The organism is Arcanobacterium wilhelmae (assembly GCF_029632765.1).
Lineage (GTDB): Bacteria > Actinomycetota > Actinomycetes > Actinomycetales > Actinomycetaceae > Arcanobacterium > Arcanobacterium wilhelmae.
Genome location: NZ_CP121247.1, coordinates 1650213 through 1670191, shown reverse-complemented (window position 1 = coordinate 1670191; position 19979 = coordinate 1650213). Strand labels below are relative to the sequence as shown.

22 protein-coding genes are annotated in these 19979 nt (G+C 60.3%); 16 read left to right on the top strand and 6 right to left on the bottom strand.

Going from position 1 to position 19979, the window contains the following annotated elements:
- Nucleotides 1–4: 4 nt before the first annotated feature.
- The 11 genes from folP to panD all read left to right on the top strand — a co-directional run bounded on the left by folP (nucleotide 5) and on the right by panD (nucleotide 10088).
- A complete protein-coding gene (gene folP, locus P8A24_RS07460; protein ID WP_278060240.1) occupies nucleotides 5–793 on the top strand; it encodes a dihydropteroate synthase in 789 nt (262 codons plus the stop codon).
- Nucleotides 790–1665, top strand: a complete 876-nt coding sequence (gene folK, locus P8A24_RS07455) for a 2-amino-4-hydroxy-6-hydroxymethyldihydropteridine diphosphokinase (protein WP_278057976.1) — start codon at nucleotides 790–792, stop codon at nucleotides 1663–1665. Before folP ends, folK begins: the two co-directional genes overlap by 4 nt.
- Entirely contained in the window at nucleotides 1665–2162 is a 498-nt protein-coding gene (locus P8A24_RS07450) for a DUF3180 domain-containing protein (RefSeq protein ID WP_278057975.1), read from the top strand. The genes folK and P8A24_RS07450 overlap by 1 nt, the downstream gene beginning before the upstream one ends.
- Nucleotides 2163–2264: 102 nt before the next feature.
- Complete coding sequence (locus P8A24_RS07445) at nucleotides 2265–2765, top strand: PH domain-containing protein (RefSeq protein ID WP_278057974.1); 501 nt, start codon at nucleotides 2265–2267, stop codon at nucleotides 2763–2765.
- Nucleotides 2765–4300, top strand: coding sequence for a PH domain-containing protein (locus tag P8A24_RS07440; protein WP_278057973.1), 1536 nt, complete (start codon nucleotides 2765–2767; stop codon nucleotides 4298–4300). The genes P8A24_RS07445 and P8A24_RS07440 overlap by 1 nt, the downstream gene beginning before the upstream one ends.
- Nucleotides 4301–4413: 113 nt before the next feature.
- Nucleotides 4414–4926: a PH domain-containing protein gene (locus tag P8A24_RS07435; RefSeq protein ID WP_278057972.1), complete on the top strand. Its 513-nt coding sequence runs from the start codon at nucleotides 4414–4416 to the stop codon at nucleotides 4924–4926.
- Nucleotides 4923–6464 (top strand): PH domain-containing protein, encoded by a 1542-nt coding sequence (locus P8A24_RS07430; RefSeq protein WP_278057971.1) that lies wholly within the window; start codon nucleotides 4923–4925, stop codon nucleotides 6462–6464. The genes P8A24_RS07435 and P8A24_RS07430 overlap by 4 nt, the downstream gene beginning before the upstream one ends.
- A 169-nt stretch (nucleotides 6465–6633) precedes the next feature.
- Nucleotides 6634–7845, top strand: a complete 1212-nt coding sequence (locus P8A24_RS07425; protein WP_278057970.1) for an ATP-binding protein — start codon at nucleotides 6634–6636, stop codon at nucleotides 7843–7845.
- Between the two features lie 110 nt (nucleotides 7846–7955).
- Nucleotides 7956–8846, top strand: a complete 891-nt coding sequence (locus tag P8A24_RS07420; protein WP_278057969.1) for a Rossmann-like and DUF2520 domain-containing protein — start codon at nucleotides 7956–7958, stop codon at nucleotides 8844–8846.
- Nucleotides 8843–9679 (top strand): pantoate--beta-alanine ligase, encoded by an 837-nt coding sequence (gene panC / locus P8A24_RS07415; RefSeq protein ID WP_278057968.1) that lies wholly within the window; start codon nucleotides 8843–8845, stop codon nucleotides 9677–9679. The genes P8A24_RS07420 and panC overlap by 4 nt, the downstream gene beginning before the upstream one ends.
- A gap of 1 nt (nucleotide 9680) precedes the next feature.
- Entirely contained in the window at nucleotides 9681–10088 is a 408-nt protein-coding gene (gene panD / locus P8A24_RS07410) for an aspartate 1-decarboxylase (RefSeq protein ID WP_278057967.1), read from the top strand.
- On the opposite strand, the gene P8A24_RS07405 is transcribed toward panD, so the two are convergent.
- Nucleotides 10085–10312: a hypothetical protein gene (locus P8A24_RS07405; protein ID WP_278057966.1), complete on the bottom strand. Its 228-nt coding sequence runs from the start codon at nucleotides 10310–10312 to the stop codon at nucleotides 10085–10087. The two genes, panD and P8A24_RS07405, sit on opposite strands and share 4 nt — an antisense overlap.
- Nucleotides 10313–10565: 253 nt before the next feature.
- Here P8A24_RS07405 and P8A24_RS07400 point away from each other — a divergent pair, with 253 nt between their 5' ends.
- The 3 genes from P8A24_RS07400 (at nucleotide 10566) to P8A24_RS07390 (ending at nucleotide 13148) form a co-directional block, all read left to right on the top strand.
- A complete protein-coding gene (locus P8A24_RS07400; RefSeq protein ID WP_278057965.1) occupies nucleotides 10566–11816 on the top strand; it encodes a dicarboxylate/amino acid:cation symporter in 1251 nt (416 codons plus the stop codon).
- Nucleotides 11817–11909: 93 nt separating this feature from the next.
- The gene (locus P8A24_RS07395) at nucleotides 11910–12506 is read left to right on the top strand and encodes a hypothetical protein (RefSeq protein ID WP_278057964.1); all 597 of its coding nucleotides are present in this window, start codon (nucleotides 11910–11912) and stop codon (nucleotides 12504–12506) included.
- 3 nt (nucleotides 12507–12509) lie between these two features.
- Complete coding sequence (locus P8A24_RS07390; protein ID WP_278057963.1) at nucleotides 12510–13148, top strand: hypothetical protein; 639 nt, start codon at nucleotides 12510–12512, stop codon at nucleotides 13146–13148.
- 402 nt (nucleotides 13149–13550) lie between these two features.
- Here P8A24_RS07390 and P8A24_RS07385 read toward each other — a convergent pair whose 3' ends face one another.
- Nucleotides 13551–13685 (bottom strand): hypothetical protein, encoded by a 135-nt coding sequence (locus tag P8A24_RS07385; RefSeq protein ID WP_278057962.1) that lies wholly within the window; start codon nucleotides 13683–13685, stop codon nucleotides 13551–13553.
- A gap of 64 nt (nucleotides 13686–13749) precedes the next feature.
- On the opposite strand from P8A24_RS07385, the gene lysS reads away from it, so the two are divergent.
- Both lysS and P8A24_RS07375 read left to right on the top strand, forming a co-directional pair.
- A complete protein-coding gene (gene lysS / locus P8A24_RS07380) occupies nucleotides 13750–15255 on the top strand; it encodes a lysine--tRNA ligase (RefSeq protein WP_278060239.1) in 1506 nt (501 codons plus the stop codon).
- A gap of 148 nt (nucleotides 15256–15403) precedes the next feature.
- Entirely contained in the window at nucleotides 15404–15715 is a 312-nt protein-coding gene (locus P8A24_RS07375; protein ID WP_278057961.1) for an MTH1187 family thiamine-binding protein, read from the top strand.
- 170 nt (nucleotides 15716–15885) lie between these two features.
- Here P8A24_RS07375 and P8A24_RS07370 read toward each other — a convergent pair whose 3' ends face one another.
- The 4 genes from P8A24_RS07370 to P8A24_RS07355 all read right to left on the bottom strand — a co-directional run bounded on the left by P8A24_RS07370 (nucleotide 15886) and on the right by P8A24_RS07355 (nucleotide 19959).
- Complete coding sequence (locus P8A24_RS07370; protein ID WP_278057960.1) at nucleotides 15886–17133, bottom strand: HipA domain-containing protein; 1248 nt, start codon at nucleotides 17131–17133, stop codon at nucleotides 15886–15888.
- Nucleotides 17126–17476, bottom strand: a complete 351-nt coding sequence (locus P8A24_RS07365; protein ID WP_278057959.1) for a helix-turn-helix domain-containing protein — start codon at nucleotides 17474–17476, stop codon at nucleotides 17126–17128. The genes P8A24_RS07370 and P8A24_RS07365 overlap by 8 nt, the downstream gene beginning before the upstream one ends.
- 175 nt (nucleotides 17477–17651) lie before the next feature.
- Nucleotides 17652–19169, bottom strand: a complete 1518-nt coding sequence (glpK, locus tag P8A24_RS07360) for a glycerol kinase GlpK (protein ID WP_278057958.1) — start codon at nucleotides 19167–19169, stop codon at nucleotides 17652–17654.
- Between the two features lie 43 nt (nucleotides 19170–19212).
- Complete coding sequence (locus P8A24_RS07355) at nucleotides 19213–19959, bottom strand: MIP/aquaporin family protein (protein ID WP_278057957.1); 747 nt, start codon at nucleotides 19957–19959, stop codon at nucleotides 19213–19215.
- Between the last annotated feature and the right edge of the window lie 20 nt (nucleotides 19960–19979).

Sequence of the window (19979 nt, the reverse complement as noted above, 5' to 3'; positions counted from 1 at the left end):
AATTATGGGAATCGTGAACGTCACGCCGGATTCTTTTTCCGACGGCGGCAAGTGGGCGGCGGCCGAGGACGCGATCGCGCACGGGCGCGAGCTCGTGGCCCAGGGCGCAACGATCTTGGACATCGGCGGCGAATCCACGCGCCCGGGGGCAACGATGCTCACGCCGGAGGAGGAGTGGGCGCGCATCGCCCCGGTGATCGAGGCTCTCGCCGGCGAGGTGACGATCTCAGTCGATACCTATCATGCGGCCACGGCACGAAACGCGATCGAGGCTGGCGCGAACATCATCAACGATGTGACAGGCGGCCAGGCGGATCCCACCATGTTTTCCACCGTTGCGGCCCTCGGCGTTCCCTATATTCTCCAGCATGGGCGCGGCAACGGGCAGTCGATGAACTCCCTCGCCGTCTACGACGGCGATCTGGTCACCATCGTCAAAAGCGAGCTTTCTCAACAGCTCCAGTTAGCAAAGGCTGCGGGAATCGCGGATTCGAACATTATTCTGGATCCTGGCCTGGGGTTCGCCAAAGTGGGCGAGCAGGATTGGGAAGTCCTCGCCCGCTGGAAGGAAATCGAGGAGCTTGGATATCCGGTGCTCATCGGACAGTCCCGCAAACGCTTCCTCGCGGCGACAATGCCAACCGAGCACACCGCCGTCGAACGCGATACCGCCACCGCCGCTGTTTCTGGCATCATGTGGGAACAGGGTGCCTGGGGCGTGCGAGTACACAACGTCGCGGCCACGGTCAGCGCTGTGGCCGTCCATCAACAACTTCGAAAGTGGGAACGATGAACCTGGATTCAATTCACCTCAGTGGGCTCACGCTGGTGGGCACGCACGGCGTGCTGGATTTCGAGCATGCCGATCCGCAGACCTTCGTCGTGGACGTCACGATGACCACCGATACCTCCCTCGCGGCGCGCACCGATTCGGTCTACGACACGATCTCGTACGCCGATGTTGCCGACGCCGTCGCCGAGGTAGTGGAGGGCCCGCACGTCGATCTCATCGAGACCCTCGCGGCGCGAATCGCCGATGCTGTGCTTGCGCTCGGCCCGATCGACGTGCGCGTGGTCGTGCACAAGCCGGGCGCTCCGCTCGAGCGCACCTTCGCCGACGTCGGCGTAGAGATTTACCGCCAGAGTCCGCTGATGCGCAACGTGGCCACCCCGCGTCGGGCCGTGATCGCGCTGGGCTCGAACGTGGGCGATCCGATCGAGAATCTGCGTGAGGCGCGTGCCGCGATCGAAGATATCTACGAGGTGGAAGAGGTCTCGGATATTTTCCGTACCGCGCCGGTGCTCGCGCCAGGCCAGCGCCCTCAGGCCGATTACTACAACGCGGTGATGATCATCTCCACCACCGACGGCGCCGTTCCATTGCTTGAGAACCTGCAGTGGATCGAAGACCAGGCAGGGCGTGTGCGTGGGGAACGCTGGGGTTCGCGCACTCTCGATTTGGACATCGTGGATATGGAGGGCGTGGCCTCCGATTCGCCGACCATCGCGATCCCGCACCCGCGCGCGAAGGATCGCCGTTTCGTGCTCGAGCCATGGGCACAGATCGAGCCGGATGCTCGCCTTTCCGGCGAGGCGATCACCGATCTGCTCACGAAGATCCCGAGCGAAGGGATCGAGCGCGTCGAGGGCGCCTGGGAGCGCTGATGGCAGGCAAGGACGGCAAGCTCCAGCCCACGTCGATTCGCATGCTGCTCGTGGTGGCTGCGATCGCGTTCCTCACGGTTTTCGTTGTGGTGGACGTGTGGATTTCGCGTGGGGGAGCGCCGTTCGCGGTGTCCGCGCTCGCGGGCATCGTTCCGGTGGGTTTAGGCGTGGTGGCCTTGGTGTTGGCCTGGCCGGTTCGCCAGTACCAGCGCCAGAAAATGGCGATCGACCCGCTTTCGGCGGCGCGGGCGTACGTGTATGCGCTCGCCTGCTCGCGCGGTGGCGCGCTCGCTGGTGGCGCTGTTGCGGGAGTTGCCGCCGCCTACGCGCGTACCGGCCCGACGTCGTCGCTGGAGGGCGCGATGTGGGGTGCGGTTGTGTGCGCGCTGTCCGGGGTTGTGCTGGCGGCGAGCGGGCTGGTGGCCGAGAGTTGGTGCCGGATCGACGATACCGACGACGACGGTGCCGCCCCTCCCAGAGGCGCTATGCCCGCGTAATGCGCTCCGGTGCGGAGTGTGGTTGGCCCGAGGCGAGTTTTCTTCGGTGAGGAGGGAAGTGCTCGCGATTTTTTGTCCTACCCCTCATGTAGTCTTGGGGACATGAGAAACGAACTGACCTCCGCTGAGTTTACGCCCGTTGATCCGCGCTACCGCAAAGTGGTCAATATTTATATTGTGATCACCGCGCTGTGCCTGGTTATGCCCGCGCTGATTTTTGCGACTGTCTCCACATTCGTATGGGGCTCGATCGCCACATGGATTCTGTGGGGCGTAACGGTTGCTGGCATTCTTCTCACTGTGTGGGCCGCGTGGATCATGCGCCGTCAGGTGGGCGCGCTCGGATACTCGGAGGGCGCCGAGGAGCTCCTCGTTCGGCGCGGAGTAATGTTCAAGAACGTCGTGGTTGTGCCCTATGGTCGGATGCAACAGGTGAATGTGTCTGCGGGGCCGATTCTCGGGCACTATGGTTTGGCGAGCGTGGAGTTGGTCACTGCCAGCCCCTCCACGAACGCCACGATTCATGGCGTGAGTTCTGAGGAAGCGGATCGCTTGCGCCTGAAGCTCACCCAGCTCGGTAACTCGATGATGGAGGGCCTGTAATGGAGCAGGTCGATCACAACCTGGAGGCTGCCAACGCGGAGATCGCCGAGGATTCGTGGCGCCATTTCCACAAGGTCACCCCGATCACGAAGGGCACGGCCATCTGGGTGTTCGTCGCGATCATCTTCTACAACATTGTCAAGGACGCTCCGTGGGAGAAGTTGCGCGACATTCATCCAGACGCTGCGGATCTTTGGTTCTATCTCGCGGTTTTCGTTGGGGGTCTGCTGGTGGTCTCAACGCTCGCGGTGGCCGCGGGCTGGGTCGTGTGGACAAAGCAGAGCTTCGCGCTGGTGGAAAACGGTATCCACTACCGAAGCGGTGTTTTTATTCAGACCCGCCAGCACATGCTCTGGGAGCGTATTCAGAGCGTGGAGATCGATCAGTCGCTTTTCGGGCGCATCTTCGGCTTCGGTACGGTGGTGGTGGATTCCGCCGCGGCGGGCGATCGCCAGTTGCGGCTCGGCCTGCTCACGATGGCCGATTGCGCGGCGCTACGCCACGAGCTCCTCACGGGGCTCACGCGCAAGCGCACTGGGCTACCGGTCACATCCGATGCGCACGTGATTCCCGACGCCGGGGCGCAGGTGGCGTCCGCAGGTGCGGAGCTCGTGGGGGAGGAGAGCGTTCCCGGGGTTACGGGTAGCCTGGCTGCAGCCGAAGCGAGTGTACCGATGGGCCGCGCGGCAGGCGGCGTCAGTGCGCAACCCGCAGGTTCCGAGAGCACGAACGTTCCTGGCGCTCCGGCGTCGGCGATCCCTGTTTTTGATCCGGATGATCTGGTGAACGATCACCTGGTTTATGAGCTGAACCCGTGGAAGTTGATGGCCACGCGCCTGGTGAGTTGGCAGGGTTTCTCCGCACTGGCGTACCTGATTTTCACGGTGTGGATCACCGTGGAAACGGAAGGAGCGAGCTTCGGAATTATTCTCACCGCGCTCGGTATTTTCTATGCGGTGATTAAGCCAGCGTTCACACAGTGGGACACCAAGGTGTATATCTCCGAGCACGGGCTTCGCGTGCGTAGCGGGCTCACGTCAATCCGCACGATCACGGTTCCGCCGGAGCGTGTGCATGCGATCACTGTTTCTCAAACATGGCTCGCTCGCGCGTGCGGCTGGTGGTCGCTGGACGTGACTGTTGCCGGCCGTACCACTGATGATGTGAAAGAAAATCTTCTCTCCGGCGTGCCGGTGATGCCCGTGGGGACGATTGAGGATCTTCAGCACGTGATGTGGGTGTTGCGTCCGGATCTGGGCTCGGAAAACGACGGTCAGCTTTTCGCTGAGCTCACGGGTACGCCTGGCGAGGCTCTCCTGCCGACGACGAAGGCGGCTCGCCTCTTCGACCCGTTCCAGTGGGGCTTCCGCGGCTTCGCTGCGACGCCGGCCGTGGTGGCGATCCGTTCGAAGCGCGTAGGGCGTTCCTTTGCGGTGATTCCGCAGGATCGTTGGCAATCGTGTGCGATCACGCAGGGGCCATGGCAGGCTCGGCGTGGGCTTGCCTCGTTGCGTATTGATTTGGTGGGCGTCTAGGCGAACTCGACGATCAAAAATTATCCGATCGAGCGGGTGCGTGAGGCCGTGGTGGATCTTGCCGAGCGTGGCAAGGCGGCCAGGGCTGCGAAGGTTTCGGAAACGATCGATCAGTGGAAAGCGCGGGTGATCGGATGAACAGGTTCGGCGAAGAATTTACGTATCTCCACAAGGATCCGGCGTTCCGTACTGTTCAGTGGATCGGTTCGCTGATCGGCTTCCCGATCTGGTTTGTGCTGTTTGGCTGGCCGGCTTATTTCTGGGGAACCGGGGGTTGGTGGCGCCTGCTGTGGCTGCTACCTGCCGCCACGGTGGTGATCGGCGTGCTGGCGTTGTGGGCCGAGCTTCGAGCGATCCGCTTTTTCGGGTACGCGGTGCTCGATGACGAGCTGGTCACTCGCAGTGGAAAGATGTTCGAGAGCCTCACGATCACCCCGTATGGGCGCATGCAAAAAGTGGAGGTTGAGGCCGGCCCCATCATGAAGCGCTACGGGCTTGCGAGCGTCAAATTCGTTACCGCCTCCTCATCTGCCGATGTCGCAATCGATGGAGTGAAGGCGGAAGAAGCCGAGCGTTTGCGCCGAATCTTTACCGAGCGTGGCGAGGCGCGGATGGAGGGCCTGTGAGCGAGGTGGAGCCGCTGGCAGTGGAAAACTCTCAGGCGCCCGAGCTCGAGATCGAGAACCGTTCAGACGCGCAGCTTTCCTGGCACCGGTATTCGGTGATTAACCCGATCTCGAATGTCGCCGTGCTGTGGGGATTGCCAGTGTTCTTTATCGTCAAGGTACTCTTTCGTGATCTAGATGAGCCCGATCGGTTGAAGGAAGATCTCGATCTTGCGCGGCTTTTCGTGGCGCCGTGGGCGAGCTGGGTGCTTGGCGTTCTTGTGGTACTCAGCGTGGTGATTGGCGTTTTCTCGCTGATTGGCTGGCGTTATCGCCAGTATGCGCTCGATTCGGCGGGCTTCCACACTCGTGACGGCTACTTCATCAAAACCAGGCAGACCATCCGCTGGAACCGGATTCAGTCTGTTGAGGTGCAACAAAGCCTGTGGGGCAGGCTGATCGGCTACGGGAAAATCAACGTCGATACAGCCTCGGCTGATGAGCAAACCGAAACCCAGCTCATGCCGTTGCGGACCTGCGCGGCATTGCGTTCGCAAATGCTCACCTGGATCAAGGCAAGTAAATCGGCGAAGCTGACGCAGGCCACCCCACCGGCGTCGGGGGAGGGAACGGAACCGGACAGCGCACACCCGGGCAACGCCGTCGAGGGCGCTGAGCCCGTCCCGACGTCGCAACCTGGCGCAAGCGAAAACCCGCTGATCGTCACCGACGCCGACGCTATGGAAAACGACGAACTGTTCTACCACCTCCAGTTGCCGCAGCTTCTGCGTGCCAGGCTCCGCTCGGTCGGTTTCTATGTCAGCCTGTTGATCGGTGTGGCAATCATTGTTTTCTTCCTGTGGCGCTCGAACTGGATTGGAGCGGTGATCGCCATTGCCGGAACCGTATGGGGAGGAATCAAGAGCGCAACCGTTGGGCTGAATTCCAAGATTTATATTGGTGAATCGGGGTTGCGCGTGCGCACGGGTATCGGCTCAGTCAAGTCCGTATCGCTGAGCCCTGAACGCATCCACCGGATCACGCTCAGCCAGCCGATGCTGTGGCGCGGCCAGGGTTGGTGGAACGTGAGCGTGTCCATCCTGGGGAAGAAGGAGAACGAGGACGGCCTCGATTCGGGGACGATCATGCCGGTCGCTACTCGCGAGCAGGTGCGCGCGCTCCTGGAGATCATCGCGCCTGCGATTCCGCCGGAGTTGCGTGAAGAACTCCTGTTGTCGGATCCGTTGAGCGACGGCGTTCGTTCGCCGCGCACGATTCGCTTTTTCCATCCCATCGGCTGGAAAACCGATCGATACCAGCTCGCCGGCCGCCACGTTGTTGTCAAGTATGGGAAGTTCTGGGTGCGTTCCGAGATCGCCCCGATTTCGCGGATCCAGGCGGTGCATGTGAACCGTGGCCCCCTCGATCGACAATGGGGGACGGCCACGCTTCACCTGCGCAACGCCTCCGGCGTGGCGGATACCGTGATCAGTAACTTCCCAGTGGAGCAGATCGTTCACGACGCGTGGGAGATCCGGGCGCGCTCAGGCTTGCGCTAGCTTGTGGGCCAGCGCAAGCGCCCCATCGGCGTCGTCGAGGCTGGTCACTATACGGTGTCAAGGTATACTCGACAAAACCTTCCGAAACAGCATAGGTGTCGGTGTATACTCGACACTAGTTCGTATTTTACGAAAAGTGTCGGGTATACCTTGACATGGAGGTGTTGTGGTGGATGAGCTACTGATTCCGAGGCCGCTGTATTTTGACCAGCTGGTCGCATTAATTGATGTGCCAATGGTCAAGGTGCTTACTGGCGTTCGCCGATGCGGAAAATCGACGCTCCTTGCCCAGCTCGCGAACCGTATCAGAGAAACGAAGGACGGCTCCGTCGTCGTCGAACTCAACCTCGAGTCGATCGACGGCGTGCGTATCCGCACAGCCGAACAGCTGATCGACTTTGTGAACGCCTCCGCGCCGAGCCGCACCGAGCGCACCTACTTCTTTTTCGACGAAATCCAGCAGGTGGCCGGCTGGGAAGACGTGATCAACGCGCTTCGAGTGAGCTGGAACTGCGATATTTACGTGACCGGTTCGAACTCGCGGATGCTCTCCGGCGATCTCGCCACACACTTGGCTGGCCGTTACACGCAGATCCCGGTTCGCCCGCTCGTCTTTTCTGAATTCGTCCGTCTCTACGAACATCTCGGGCTCGGCGTGGACGACCTCTTTGCAAAGTTTGTGCGCTACGGCGGTTACCCGATGTTGAAGTTCTACAACTTCAACGAGGATCTCGTCACCCAATACCTGCGCGACGTGTTCGATTCCGCGGTGCGCCGAGACGTGATCGAACACCACGAAATTCGCGATGTGGATATGTTCGATCGCGTCATGGCATTCGTATTCGACAATATTGGCTCGCCGTTCTCGGCTCGCTCGCTCGCCGCTTTCGTGAAATCCGAGGGGAGAAAGGTGAGCGTGGAGAAGATCCTTGCCTACCTTGGCTACCTCGAGGAGGCGTTTCTCGTGGAGAAGATGCCGCGCTGGGACGTGAACGGCAAGGAGCTGTTGCGGCTGGGGGAGAAGTGGTTTGTTGCCGACCTTGGCTTGCGCACAGTGCTTGGCTTCCGCAACGAGGAAAGCATCGAGCGGAGCCTGGAAAACATTGTGTACCAGGAGCTTCGCGCCCGTGGGTACGAGGTTCGCGTTGGAGCCATGGGTAGCAAGGAGATCGACTTCGTGGCGACTCGCGCGGGTGAGGTCGAGTACTACCAGGTGTCGTACCTGCTTGCGTCCGAGGCGACGGCGGAGCGCGAGTTTGGTGTGTTTGCTGAGGTTGCGGATAACTACCCGAAGTTTGTGTTGACGATGGATCCGCTCGATCTTTCGCGTAAGGGGATTCGCCATCGCAATATTCGCGAGTGGCTCCTGGGCGGGCAGTGAAGCGGTGTTGCGACTGAGGCGGACGGTGTGGCGGGGAGAGAGCCGCCGACGCCGGTGGGCTGGCTCACGCCCTGCGCGCGGCTACCAGCATGAGCGCTAAACTATTGGGCGTGAATACCGCGAGAATGGGCGTTGGAATCGTCTCGGCAGGAAAAGTGGGTGCCGCAATTGGAAGCGCGTTGCGTGCGGCCGGGCACTCCATCATCGGGGCGTACGCCACGTCGGAGGCATCGCTCGACCGGCTGGAAAACATGCTGCCGGGCGTACCCGCGCTGGACGTGCAAACGATTGTGGAACGCTCCCAGCTTGTGGTGCTCGCAGTGCCCGATCGCGAACTGATTCCCCTGGTTAAAGGGCTCACGAAGCTCGGCGCGTGGCAAAGCGGCCAAATCGTGATGCACACCGCCGGCCGTTACGGCGCTGATATCCTCGCGGGCGCTGCCGCCGCCGGGGCGCTCACGCTCGCCGTCCACCCCGCCATGACGTTCACCGGTACCTCGCTCGACGTCGCCCGCCTGCAAGGCTGCCCGTTCTCCGTCTCCGCCTCGCCGATGCTGCAACCGATCGGGCTCGCGCTCGTGGCCGAGATGGGCGGCGAAGGCGTGGTGATCGCCGACGTCGACCGCCCGCTCTACCACGCAGCCCTCGCGCACGGCGCAAACCACCTGGTCACCGTCGTCGCGCAGGCCGAGCGTGTGCTCGAGCAGATCGGGATCGCCGACGCCGGTGCCTATCTGCGCCCGCTGACGCAGGCTGCGCTCGAAGGCGCCCTCTCCAGCGGGGAAGCGCTACAAACCGGGCCGGTGGTGCGAGGCGACGCCGTCACCGTCGAAGGCCACGTGGAACAACTCGACGAGCTCGCCGCAGACGTTCCGGAACTCGCCGACGTCGCACACACCTACCGCGCCCTTGCGCGCGCAACGATCACCCGCGCACTCGCGCGCGGCGTGATCAGCCAAACCCAAGCGGGCCAAATGACAAAAATTGTGGAGGAAGCATGAAGGTCGTCACAACGAAGGAAGAGCTCGCGCGCGAGCTAGCGAAACTCGAGGGCACGCGCTCGCTCGTGATGACGATGGGTGCGCTCCACGAGGGCCACTTGTCGCTGGTCGAGCGGGCGACGGCGGAGACGGACCACACAATCGTTTCCATCTTCGTCAACCCTTTGCAGTTCGGGCCGGGCGAGGATTACGAAGCCTACCCGCGTACGCTCGACGCCGACGTCGCGCTCCTCGAGCCGGCGGGCGTGGACGTGGTATTCGCTCCCGAGGTGGAAGAAATGTATCCGCGCGAGCCGCTCGTGCGGATCAACCCGGGCCCGGTGGCGACCGTACTCGAAGGCAAAACGCGCCCCACCCACTTCGCGGGCGTGCTGCAGATCGTGCACAAGGTGATGAACCTGGTGCGCCCGCAGCTGGCGTACTTTGGGCAGAAAGACGCCCAGCAGCTCGCGCTGATTCGCACGATGGTGGCCGATCTGGACATGAACCTCGAGATCCGCGCGGTGCCGATCAAGCGCGAGGAATCCGGGCTCGCGATGAGCTCGCGGAACTCGTACCTGTCGCAGGCCGAGCGTGAGGACGCGTTGGCGCTCTCGCGTGCGCTCGCGGACGGGAAGGCGGCCGCCGACGCCAGCGGGGCGGCTGGTGAGGTGCTCGCGGCTGCGCGCGAATCGATCGAGGGCGCGAACGTGCGCGTCGATTACCTGGTGCTTGTGGATCCGGAAACGTTCCAGGAGCTGGAAGCTGGCGCACATGGAGCTGGGTTGCTGGCGGTTGCGGCGTATGTTGGCCCGACCCGCCTGATCGATAACATGGAGGTTTCCATTGCCTAATATGCGCAAAATGATCTCGGGGAAGATCCATCGCGCCACGGTGACTGGCGCGGATCTGAACTATGTGGGGTCGGTGACCGTGGATGCTGATCTACTTGAAGCGGCGAATATTTTGCCGGGGGAATCGGTGGATATTGTGAACGTGACGAACGGTTCGCGTCTGTCCACGTACACGATCCCGGGCGAGCGGGGCAAGGGCGAGGTGATTTTGAACGGTGCTGCCGCGCATCATGCGAGCGCGGGCGACATCGTGATCCTCATGGCCTACCAGTGGATGGACGATGCGGACGCGCGTGAGAACGCGCCGGCAGTAGTGTTCGTGGATCACGCCAACCATATTGTGGAGATCGGTGCGAACCCGGGCAAGGTGCCGCCGAACGATCAAGGCCTCAAATCCAGCGGGGTTTAATTTGTCAGCATGTCCATGATGCCGGCAAAGGTTGAGATGGCAAATAAGAGTCCAGTGATGAGGAAAACTTTGAGTTCACGGCTCCACTTTTGTCGTGGAGCTTGCCTGCGCCCCTTTTTGGGCTTTCCTTGCCGTGGGTAGCTCGCGTAGACGTAGGTCAGGAAGAAGAGTGAGAGAAGTCCGGTGAGGATAGTCTCAACAATCGGATTAAAAAGAAAGCCCATAGTAGTTCGTTTTCTTTCTTGGTGAGTTTCTTGTGGTTTCCTTTGTGAAGCTGAGGGTGAGTATACCGAATGCTCGCCAATATCTCGTGTGCCGTGAGTTTTACTGTGACTGACAAGAGGAGGAATCTGGCCAAATTCTACTCTTTGGAACGTCCCCAGAAATCTGTATCACTATGCGGACGCGCGCGTAATTATTTCGTGGACAGGTCTAGTGTCAGCTTTTAACACGCAACAGTGAGAGAAAGGACGAGGCATGTCAGCGTTAAAGCGTGCGGGCGTTTTGCCCTGGGTTATTGGCGCCATTGTGGCGGGCATTATTTGTGGTCAGTTTTTCCCCACGTCGCTGACGCGAGGTTTCGTCACGTTCAACGATCTTTTCTCGCAGTTCCTCGGCTTCGCGGTTCCGCTGATCATCGTGGGCCTGATCGTTCCCGCGATCGCGGATCTCGGTAAGGGAGCAGGCAAGTGGCTCGGTATTACCGCCGCGATCGCGTACGGTTCCTCCCTCTTTGCAGGCTTCTTGACCTTCTTCGCGGCGCGCGCCGTATATCCGATGATCCTCCATGCCGGCCAGGCTGTGGACGTGCAAGATCCTTCCAAGGCTGCGCTCACCGGCTACATTAAGGACCTCACGGTTCCGCCCGTATTTGGCGTGATGACCGCGCTGGTGCTCTCCTTCGTGGTAGGTATTGGCCTCTCGCTCGCGCCGCGCGGTGTGATCCGCAAGGGCTTCGTGGAGTTCCGCGAAATCATCACCGGCCTGATCTCAAAGGTGATCATCCCGTTCCTTCCGCTTCACATTTTCGGTATTTTCCTCAACCTCACCCAAGGCGGTGAAATCGCGAAGATTATCGCCACCTTGGTGAAGATCGTGGTGTTTGTGCTGGTCCTCGAGGTAATTATCCTCGGCGCACAGTACGGCATCGCCGGCGCGATCGCGCGGAAGAACCCGTTGAAGGCGCTGGGGAACATGATGCCGGCCTACTTCACCGCTCTCGGCACCTCCTCTTCTGCAGCTACCATTCCGGTCACCTTGCGCCAGACCCTCAAGAATGGCGTCTCCGAGCCGGTGGCCTCTTTTGTGGTTCCGCTGTGTGCAACGATCCACCTGGCCGGCTCAATGTCTAAGATCACCGCGTTCGCGATGGCAATCATCACCTTGAATGGCCTGCCGGTCACCACTGCGCAAATGGTTGGCTTCATCTTCATGCTCGGCGTGATTATGGTTGCTGCGCCGGGCGTTCCTGGCGGCGCGATCATGGCCTCTGTTGGCATCCTCGGTTCGATGCTCAGCTTCAACGACGCCGCCGTCGGCCTCATGATTGCCTCCTACATCGCGCTCGATTCGTTCGGCACCGCAACAAACGTCACCGGCGACGGCGCGATCGCCCTGGTCATCGACCACTACGCCGAGGGTAACGTTGGCGAGGTGAGCGAGAACGCTCGCGACTACGCCTCCCGCAACACCTTCGACGGCGAGGCCTACCTCCGTTCGGTTTCCTAAAATAAATGAGCTCTGGTGAATGAGTTCCAGAGTTGTTCGGAAAAGTTTTCTTAGTCATTGGTTTTTAGAATGATTGGTGGATGGGTGTGGTGAATGATGAACTTTCAGTATGTTTTTAGGGGGGCGCACCAAAAGATAGATGACGCTCCTGACGGAGTGAGAAATTTATTCACATTCTTTGCCGCCGTGTTGTCGGCTATTTGTCTGGTGTTGGTGGATGTTGTGCCAGTTGCTGTGGCAGCTTCTGAAAACTCAGAGAGCTCCTCGATCGTAAAGGGTAGTCAGGGTATCCCCGATCTGCGAACTCTCGACGTTTTTGGATCGGTTTCTGATCCGACAGCACAAATGCTGGTCGGTAGAGAGTTGAGAAAAGTCCATGCGAAATTGAGGCCGGAAATTCGTGGGCAAATCCCTAGAAGCCTGAATATGCAGGGTGCGGATGCTCCGTTCCGAGATCTGGGAAATCTTGATGTGTCACCACAAGAAATTGAGGTGCTTGAGACGTTGCCTCGCGTTGACGAGCGCAGTGCTGAGGTTTTAATACCTGATCCTGAAACTCGCAAGATGTTTAGCGTGCGGGTAAAAAATTACGCATTGACTAGCGTTCTTAATGGTGTGGCAGTGAGTGCTGAGAAAAATGGTGTCGGGGCGTCTGCAGTGTCACATGTAACTGAGGATGGTGATGGGTAGATCGTGGGTCTGCTCAAAGACCGGCGCCGGCATTATATTAATTTTCAATATGAAATTCCGAAAGGTTACAAGCTGTCAGCTCGTGCGGATGGTGGCGTTAATCTGTTGTCTCGACATGGGATGTTGAAAGGCGAGATCCGTGCACGGTGGGCGCTTGACGCTACAGCCCAAAAAGTGCCGACGTATTTCAAACTGATTGGAAAAAATACTCTGCGTCAGTATGTTGATGGGAAGCAGGCTGCTTTTCCAATTACTGTTGGTGCTTCTTGGGGTTGGTGGATTGTAACGGCGGCTAAATGTGCGGTCTCTTTAGCACCATTGTTGGTGGCGGGCCCACCCGCGTTAGCTGCTCGATTCCCGAAGCTTGTTTCGTTTTTTAACAAGCTGTCGAAACATCGTGCAGTTGCAAAAGCCATTGAGAAGGTGGGCGGAGTGAAGCGTGCAGTCGCAGCCGCCGTGAAGAATGCTGTGCACGCTTTGCGTAGCAGTCTTCCAAAATGGGTTGCTTCGCGACTTCCGAAGCCTCCTCCTTTGAATGACAAGGAGAAGGTATTACTAGCGGCCGCATGGCCTATTCTCGTTGATAACTTTTGGGATCTTATTGGGATTGGAAGTTGTTACTCTCTAATTAGAGGAGCATAGATGTTATATCAAATCGTCAGTGTGTTATTAAATGTCAGTGCCGCGATTTTTGCGGGTGTTCAGTTTTCGAAGCTTTTGAAGGCGCTGCACACCCGCGAAGGAGATGAACGGGACAGTGGGCTTTACTTGTCCTCATCACTGCTTACTTTCTCTGTTCCGTTTTTTAGCCCGGTCGCTAATAATTCATCATCGACAGCATCGCTATTTTTTGTAATCGTAGCTGTTTCGACATTTTTCAGTGTCCGTGCTAGATCGTGACGGCTGGGTTTTGTGAGATCAGTAGATGGTTAAGATATTGATTTCGGCGAAAAATTCAATTCGCACGGCAACTTCCGCTCGGTTTCGCAATGCGAGTTAACCTCACGCGGGCCCTGGGGCAACCCAGGGCCCGCGTTTTTGTCTTTACAGTGCACCGCCGACGTCGGGCCAGGCTCGCGCCCCGACGTCGGTGAACGTCACAGAAAACCGAGCCACGACGTCGGGAGCGGGTTGCAAACCGTGTGGGCTGGCGACGTCGGGCGTGAGATATGCCCACAAGCGCACGAAAGTCCGGGGGAAGGGCGCAGTGCTGGGGTAGTCTAGTGGCGTGACTGAAAACGTGATGCATGATGATACCCCGGAGCAGGTAGCGGTTCGCATGGCGAAGCGCGAGCGCCTGCTCGCCGAGGGCCGCCAGCCGTACGCGGCTGAGCTTGAAATTACCCACCGTATCCCGGAAATTCGCGCGCAGTTCGATGGCATCGAGCCAGGCGAGGAACGCGAGGACCAGATCGTGGCCACCGCTGGCCGAGTGATGCTGTTCCGCCCGTCGGGCAAGATCGCGTTCGTGCAGCTCCAAGCTGGCGACGGCACCCGCGTGCAGGTGATCTTCTCCCTGGCAAACGTGGGCAAGGAATCGCTCGATGCGCTCAAGGTGGATCTCGATCTTGGCGATCACCTGTGGGTTAAGGGCCACATTGGCGCCTCCAAGCGCGGTGAGCTGTCTGTGTTCGCACACGAGTGGCTCATGGCCTCCAAGGCGATCCGCCCGCTTCCGAAGACGTTCACAGCCGAGGACGGCACCGAAACCACACTGAACGAGGAAACCCGCATCCGTGCACGTCACCTCGACCTCATCACCCGCCAAGCGGCACGCGATATGGTTCGTATCCGCTCCAACGTGATGAAGTCGCTGCGCGATACCTTCGATTCCCACGAGTACCTCGAGATCGAAACCCCCACCCTGCAGGCTCTGCACGGCGGCGCGGCGGCACGCCCGTTCACCACGCACATCAACGCTTACGACGAGGATCTGTACCTGCGTATCGCCACCGAGCTTCACCTGAAGAAGGCCGTGGTTGGCGGTGTTGATCGCGTGTTCGAGATCGGTAAGAACTTCCGCAACGAGGGCGCGGATTCCTCGCATTCGCCGGAGTTCTCGGCGCTTGAGGCATACGAGGCTTACGGCACGTACGAATCGATGGCGGATCTGACCCGCGAGCTGATCCAGAACGCTGCGATGGCCGCGTTTGGTTCGCACGTGGTCACCTTGGCGGACGGCACCGAATATGATCTGGGCGGCGAGTGGAAGCGCATCGACTTGTACGGTTCGGTGTCCGAGAAGCTCGGCGAGGAGATCACGGTGGATACTCCGCGTGAGCGCCTGCTCGAGATCGCTGCCGAGCACGAGATTTCCGTGAAGGAATACGCCGTGAACGGCAAGATCGTTGAGGATATTTTCGAAGAGCTCATCGGCGATCACATTTGGGAGCCCACGTTCGTGTTCGACTTCCCGGAGGACACCTCCCCGCTCACGCGTAACCACCGTTCGCGCCCGGGCCTGACTGAAAAGTGGGATCTGTACATTCGCGGCATGGAAATCGCTACCGCCTACACGGAGCTCGCGGATCCGGTGATCCAGCGCGATCGCCTGACCCAGCAGTCGCTGGAGGCGGCCAATGGCGATCCGGAAGCGATGCAGTTGGACGAGGACTTCCTCGAGGCGATGGAAGCCGGCTTCCCGCCGTCGGGCGGCATGGGCATGGGGATCGACCGCCTGCTCATGGTGCTCACTGGCCTGGGCATTCGTGAAACGATCCTGTTCCCGTTTGTCAAGCCGACCAAGTAAACATGCATGTGGCGAGGGATTTTCCCTCGCCACTGCTATACCCGCCGACGCCGGTGCGCGGCTCCCAGCGCTGGGAGCTGTGCCTTCGAGCGCAAGGTGCGCTGCGGCGTCGGGAATCCAACTAGAGCCCAACCATAAGGAGAAAACGATGTTGCTTGCATTCTCGATTGCCCCTCAAACTACGGACCAGCCGGACGGGTCGGTCTCCAAGGCTGTCTCTCGCGCGGTGAAGATCGTGCGCGAATCGGGCCTGCGGGAGGAGACCACCTCGATGTTCACGACGATCGAGGGTGAATGGGACGAGGTGATGGCCGTGGTCAAGAAGTGCGTGGATGCGCTTTCTGAGATGACCCCACGTATTTCCCTCGTGATGAAGGCTGATATTCGCCCGGGCCACACGAACATGCTCCAGGCGAAAGTCGAGCGCGTGAACACGATGATCGAGGGCGGCCAAGCTTAATTCATCGTGCAAACAGTGTGGGGCGGCGGGAAAATCCCGCCGCCCCACACTGTTTGTCGCCGATGTTCGGTATTCGAAATATCGAACATCGTGGGGGTGCATCCCGGTGCGTTCGGGATGCGCCCCCACGGGCTCGACGTCGAAGCGCCACTTGCGCCCCGACGTCGGGGCTACTTCCCCTGCGAAACTCGCTGAATATAGGCGTTCATTGCCTCAAGCGCCTTGCTTTCCTCCGGGGTGAATCCGTGGCCGGAAGCGAAGAGCTCGCGCGCGATCGATTCTGTGGCCAACCGGAAGGCCGTGGGGAGCTCGAAGCGCTGGAGCTCGATTTCATTGAGCACCTGCTCCTCGGTGAACCCGAGATCGCCCGCGCACCGAGCCCAGTGGCGCTCCCGGATCGCATCGGCGCGATTCTCTCCGCCAATTTTCATTGCCAGCCGCACTTTCTCGCGTGGGTGCACATAGGGAGCTGCGGAGGCGACGTCGTAGAGCGGAGCGAGATGAACACCGCCGGTGTCCCAGGTCAGCGAAAAGTTCTTCGCGTGTGCGTCTGTTGCGCACAAGAGGTAGTTTGCGATCAGACTTTGGAGGAATGCGAAGCGTTCGCGCGCGGCCAGGCCGATTTTGTCGAAGAGTTTCGCGATATGTGCGATTCCGGGCCCGCCGTCGGCCTCGTATTTTTGTTCCGGTAACACACTAAGTGCTTGGCACAGATCCTCTTGCGTCAGGCGCAGAAGCTTCTCACCCTCCCACACACGATCCCCGCGCTCGCTGACGAGGGCGGGTTCGCTACCGAAGTAGTGGTACTGAGTGTAAGCCGCGGGTAAGCCCAGGTTCGTCAACGTCCGCATTGACACGGCCTCGATCAACGCCTGTGCGTGGAGGCGTACAACCCCCGGTTTGACGATATGCGTGGAGGGAATGGCGCCATCCGCCGCATACCATGAGGCCGTCCCGGGCACCCGATGGAGAGCAAATTTTTCCTGCGTGCCCGCGAGCGACCAGTGTTCGTGTTCGAGGATCCATGCGGGGTTGTTTTGTGTGCGAAGTTCCCTCAGACGCGCTTCGATATCCCCGTCACTGAGCTGTGTCAGCGTGCCAGTTTTCGACGGGGGAGTTCCCGGTTCGAGGAATTGGATCGCGCCGGCGCAATCGGCTCCGATGTGCGCGAGAATTGCGAAAATATCGGTGCGAGCGGCGCCGATTTCACGCGCGAGGAGGGAAAGCTGGTCGGCGGAATCGGGCAAGAATCCGAGGATAAATGGGCGCACGTTGGGATCGGGCCAGGGTTCGCTTCGTACGGGCATCGCGAGCGAGACCTGTGGCGCGTTCGGAAGATAGCGCAACGAGAGCTTCCCGGAGGATTCAACGAGCGTTCCGGCAAGTTCGCCGCGAAAGTAGACGGCGAGCTCACGCATCGTTGCTCCTCAAGAATGCGGGGAGGGTGTGGGCAAACTCGGCGTTTGTTGAGGCTGGGGGGAGATCGTCGACGTCGGGGCGGCGGGTTTGTGGTTGAGTTGCGGGAGCGTTTTCGCTGGAGTAGCGCACGAAGAGGTCGATTCCGAGTTCGTGGAGCGTGCGAAGGATTCGCGTGATGGAACCGCCGGTGGTCTTTCCGTTCTCGAGTTGGGAGAGCCATGCGCGTGGAGCGCCGATACGGGTGGCGAGCTCCTCCTGTGTGAGCCCGCGAAGCAGACGGGCATCGCGAACTGCGATCCCAAGATCGCGGGCAGATCGGGTTGAGGTTTCGATGATGCTCATGGGAGTCTCCGTTCGATATTTCGAACATATTTTACGATGTTCGAAATATCGAACACAAGGGGATTGTTCGAAATATCGAACGTAGTGGGGGCGCATCCCGGTGCGTTCGGGATGCGCCCCCACGGGCTCGACGTCGAAGCGTCACTTGCGCCCCGGCGTCGGGCGTGCGGCTGGGTCAGCGCACGTCGTCGTCAACCCAGTCGAACGTGCGGGTCACGGCCTTCTTCCACAGGCGCAACTGGCGCTCGCGCTCATCGGCCTCCATTGTCGGGCTCCAGCGCTTGGCTTCGTTCCAGTTGTTCGTGACGTCCTCTTCGCCGCTCCAGAACCCAACCGCGATGCCGGCCGCGTAGGCCGCGCCGAGCGCGGTGGTCTCTGCAACCTCCGGGAGGACAACCTCGACGCCGAGGATGTCGGCCTGGAACTGCATGAGCGTATCGTCGGCCGTCATGCCGCCGTCCACGCGCAACTCCTTGAGCGGCACGCCCGAATCCTTGTTCATCGCCTCGAGAACCTCAGCGGTCTGGAATGCGGTTGCCTCGAGCGCAGCGCGCGCGATGTGGCCCTTGTTGTTGTAACGCGTCAAGCCAACGATCGCTCCGCGGGCCTCGTCGCGCCAGTAGGGGGCGAATAGGCCCGAGAAAGCCGGAACGAAGTACACGCCACCGTTATCCTCTACGGTCTGAGCCAGGTCCTCAACGTCGGAGGACTTCTGGATCAGGCCCAGGTTGTCGCGCAGCCACTGGATCAGCGAGCCGGTCACCGCGATCGAACCCTCGAGCGCGTAGACCGGATCGGAATCGCCCAGCTTGTAGGCCACCGTGGTGAGCAGGCCGTTTTCCGAGATCACCGGCTCGGTACCGGTGTTCATCAGCATGAACGAACCGGTGCCGTAGGTGTTCTTCGCCATGCCCTTCGTGAACGCCGCCTGGCCGAACGTGGCTGCCTGCTGATCGCCGAGAATACCTGCGATCGGCACGTCACCCAGAAGGCCGTTCTCGCGGCCTTTACCGTACACTTCGGAGGAAGAACGGATCTCGGGCAGCATGGACATCGGCACGCCGAACACCTCGCACAGATCCTCACGCCACTGAAGCGTGCGGATATCCATCAGCATGGTTCGCGAAGCGTTCGTCACGTCAGTCACGTGAACGCCGCCGTTCACGCCGCCTGTCAAGTTCCACACCAGCCACGAATCCGTATTGCCGAACAGCAGATCGCCCGCCTCGGCTCGCTCGCGCGCGCCCTCCACGTTGTCCAAAATCCAGCGGATCTTCGAACCCGAGAAATAGGGGGAGAGCCCAAGGCCGGTATCCTCACGGAAACGGTCCGCACCGCCGTCGGAGGCCAGTTCCTTGATGAACGGAGCCGTGCGCGTATCCTGCCACACGATCGCGTTGTACACCGGCTCGCCAGTGTTCTTATCCCATACCACGGTGGTCTCACGCTGGTTGGTGATGCCGATCGCCGCGATCGAATGCTTGTTGATCTGTGCGTTCGAAAGCGCGGTCGCCACCACGTGACGCACGGACGTCCAAATCTCCATCGGATCGTGCTCAACCCAGCCCGCCTTCGGGAAATGCTGAGTGAACTCCTCCTGCCCAACGGCCTCAATACGGCCTTCCTTGTTGAAAATAATGGCGCGCGACGAGGTGGTGCCCTGGTCGATCGCAATCACGAAATCTTTCGACATAGTTATCTCCTTTGATGAGTCGAAGTACTGGAATCAGAGCACGTCAGATGGACAGAGCGTTGAGCATGTGCGGGCTGAAGATCAGCGCCGCCACAAGCGCGCCAAGGATCGGGCCAACAACCGGAACCCACGCGTAGCCCCAGTCCGAGCCGCCCTTGCCCTTGATTGGCAGCACGGCGTGGGCGATACGCGGGCCAAGATCACGAGCCGGGTTGATGGCGTATCCGGTCGGGCCGCCGAGCGAGGCGCCGATACCCACGATCACGAGGGCAACCGCGAGCGGGCCAATCTGCGCCGGAGTTTTGCCATTGAACAGCACCCACGCGATCAGCACGAAGGTCGCGATGGCCTCGGTGGTGACGTTCAGAAGCGGGTTGCGGATCGCAGGGCCTGTGGAGAAGGTACCAAGCACCTCGGCCTGGTTCTCGTGAGCGTCGTAGTGATCCTTGTAGGCAAGCCACGCGGCCGCAGCGCCGACGAACGCGCCCGCGAACTGTGCGAGGATGTAGACGGCGGTGTTGGCGAAATTCACGGCGACGCCGGGCACGAACTCCTCGTATCCGCCGAACACGAACGCCAAGGTGACCGCGGGGTTGAGGTGGCCGCCCGTCTTGTAAGCTGCGTAAACACCCACGAACACGGCTAAGCCCCAGCCGAAGTTGATCATCAACCAGCCGCCGTTTTTTCCCTTGGAATCGGTGAGGAGGTTGGTGGCAACCACGCCCACGCCCAGCAGGATCAGCAGTGCGGTGCCAATAAATTCTGAAAGAAAAATTGCCCCAAGAGACATCGTTATCCCTTTCGGTTGAA

Excerpts from the sequence above, each read along its gene's own strand:
- folP (WP_278060240.1), top strand. The coding sequence starts at position 5 with ATGGGAATCGTGAACGTCACGCCGGATTCTTTTTCCGACGGCGGCAAG.
- folK (WP_278057976.1), top strand. The coding sequence starts at position 790 with ATGAACCTGGATTCAATTCACCTCAGTGGGCTCACGCTGGTGGGCACG.
- P8A24_RS07450 (WP_278057975.1), top strand. The coding sequence starts at position 1,665 with ATGGCAGGCAAGGACGGCAAGCTCCAGCCCACGTCGATTCGCATGCTG.
- P8A24_RS07445 (WP_278057974.1), top strand. The coding sequence starts at position 2,265 with ATGAGAAACGAACTGACCTCCGCTGAGTTTACGCCCGTTGATCCGCGC.
- P8A24_RS07440 (WP_278057973.1), top strand. The coding sequence starts at position 2,765 with ATGGAGCAGGTCGATCACAACCTGGAGGCTGCCAACGCGGAGATCGCC.
- panC (WP_278057968.1), top strand. The coding sequence starts at position 8,843 with ATGAAGGTCGTCACAACGAAGGAAGAGCTCGCGCGCGAGCTAGCGAAA.
- panD (WP_278057967.1), top strand. The coding sequence starts at position 9,681 with ATGCGCAAAATGATCTCGGGGAAGATCCATCGCGCCACGGTGACTGGC.
- P8A24_RS07405 (WP_278057966.1), bottom strand. The coding sequence starts at position 10,312 with ATGGGCTTTCTTTTTAATCCGATTGTTGAGACTATCCTCACCGGACTT.
- P8A24_RS07400 (WP_278057965.1), top strand. The coding sequence starts at position 10,566 with ATGTCAGCGTTAAAGCGTGCGGGCGTTTTGCCCTGGGTTATTGGCGCC.
- P8A24_RS07395 (WP_278057964.1), top strand. The coding sequence starts at position 11,910 with ATGATGAACTTTCAGTATGTTTTTAGGGGGGCGCACCAAAAGATAGAT.
- lysS (WP_278060239.1), top strand. The coding sequence starts at position 13,750 with ATGCATGATGATACCCCGGAGCAGGTAGCGGTTCGCATGGCGAAGCGC.
- P8A24_RS07375 (WP_278057961.1), top strand. The coding sequence starts at position 15,404 with ATGTTGCTTGCATTCTCGATTGCCCCTCAAACTACGGACCAGCCGGAC.
- P8A24_RS07370 (WP_278057960.1), bottom strand. The coding sequence starts at position 17,133 with ATGCGTGAGCTCGCCGTCTACTTTCGCGGCGAACTTGCCGGAACGCTC.
- P8A24_RS07365 (WP_278057959.1), bottom strand. The coding sequence starts at position 17,476 with ATGAGCATCATCGAAACCTCAACCCGATCTGCCCGCGATCTTGGGATC.
- glpK (WP_278057958.1), bottom strand. The coding sequence starts at position 19,169 with ATGTCGAAAGATTTCGTGATTGCGATCGACCAGGGCACCACCTCGTCG.
- P8A24_RS07355 (WP_278057957.1), bottom strand. The coding sequence starts at position 19,959 with ATGTCTCTTGGGGCAATTTTTCTTTCAGAATTTATTGGCACCGCACTG.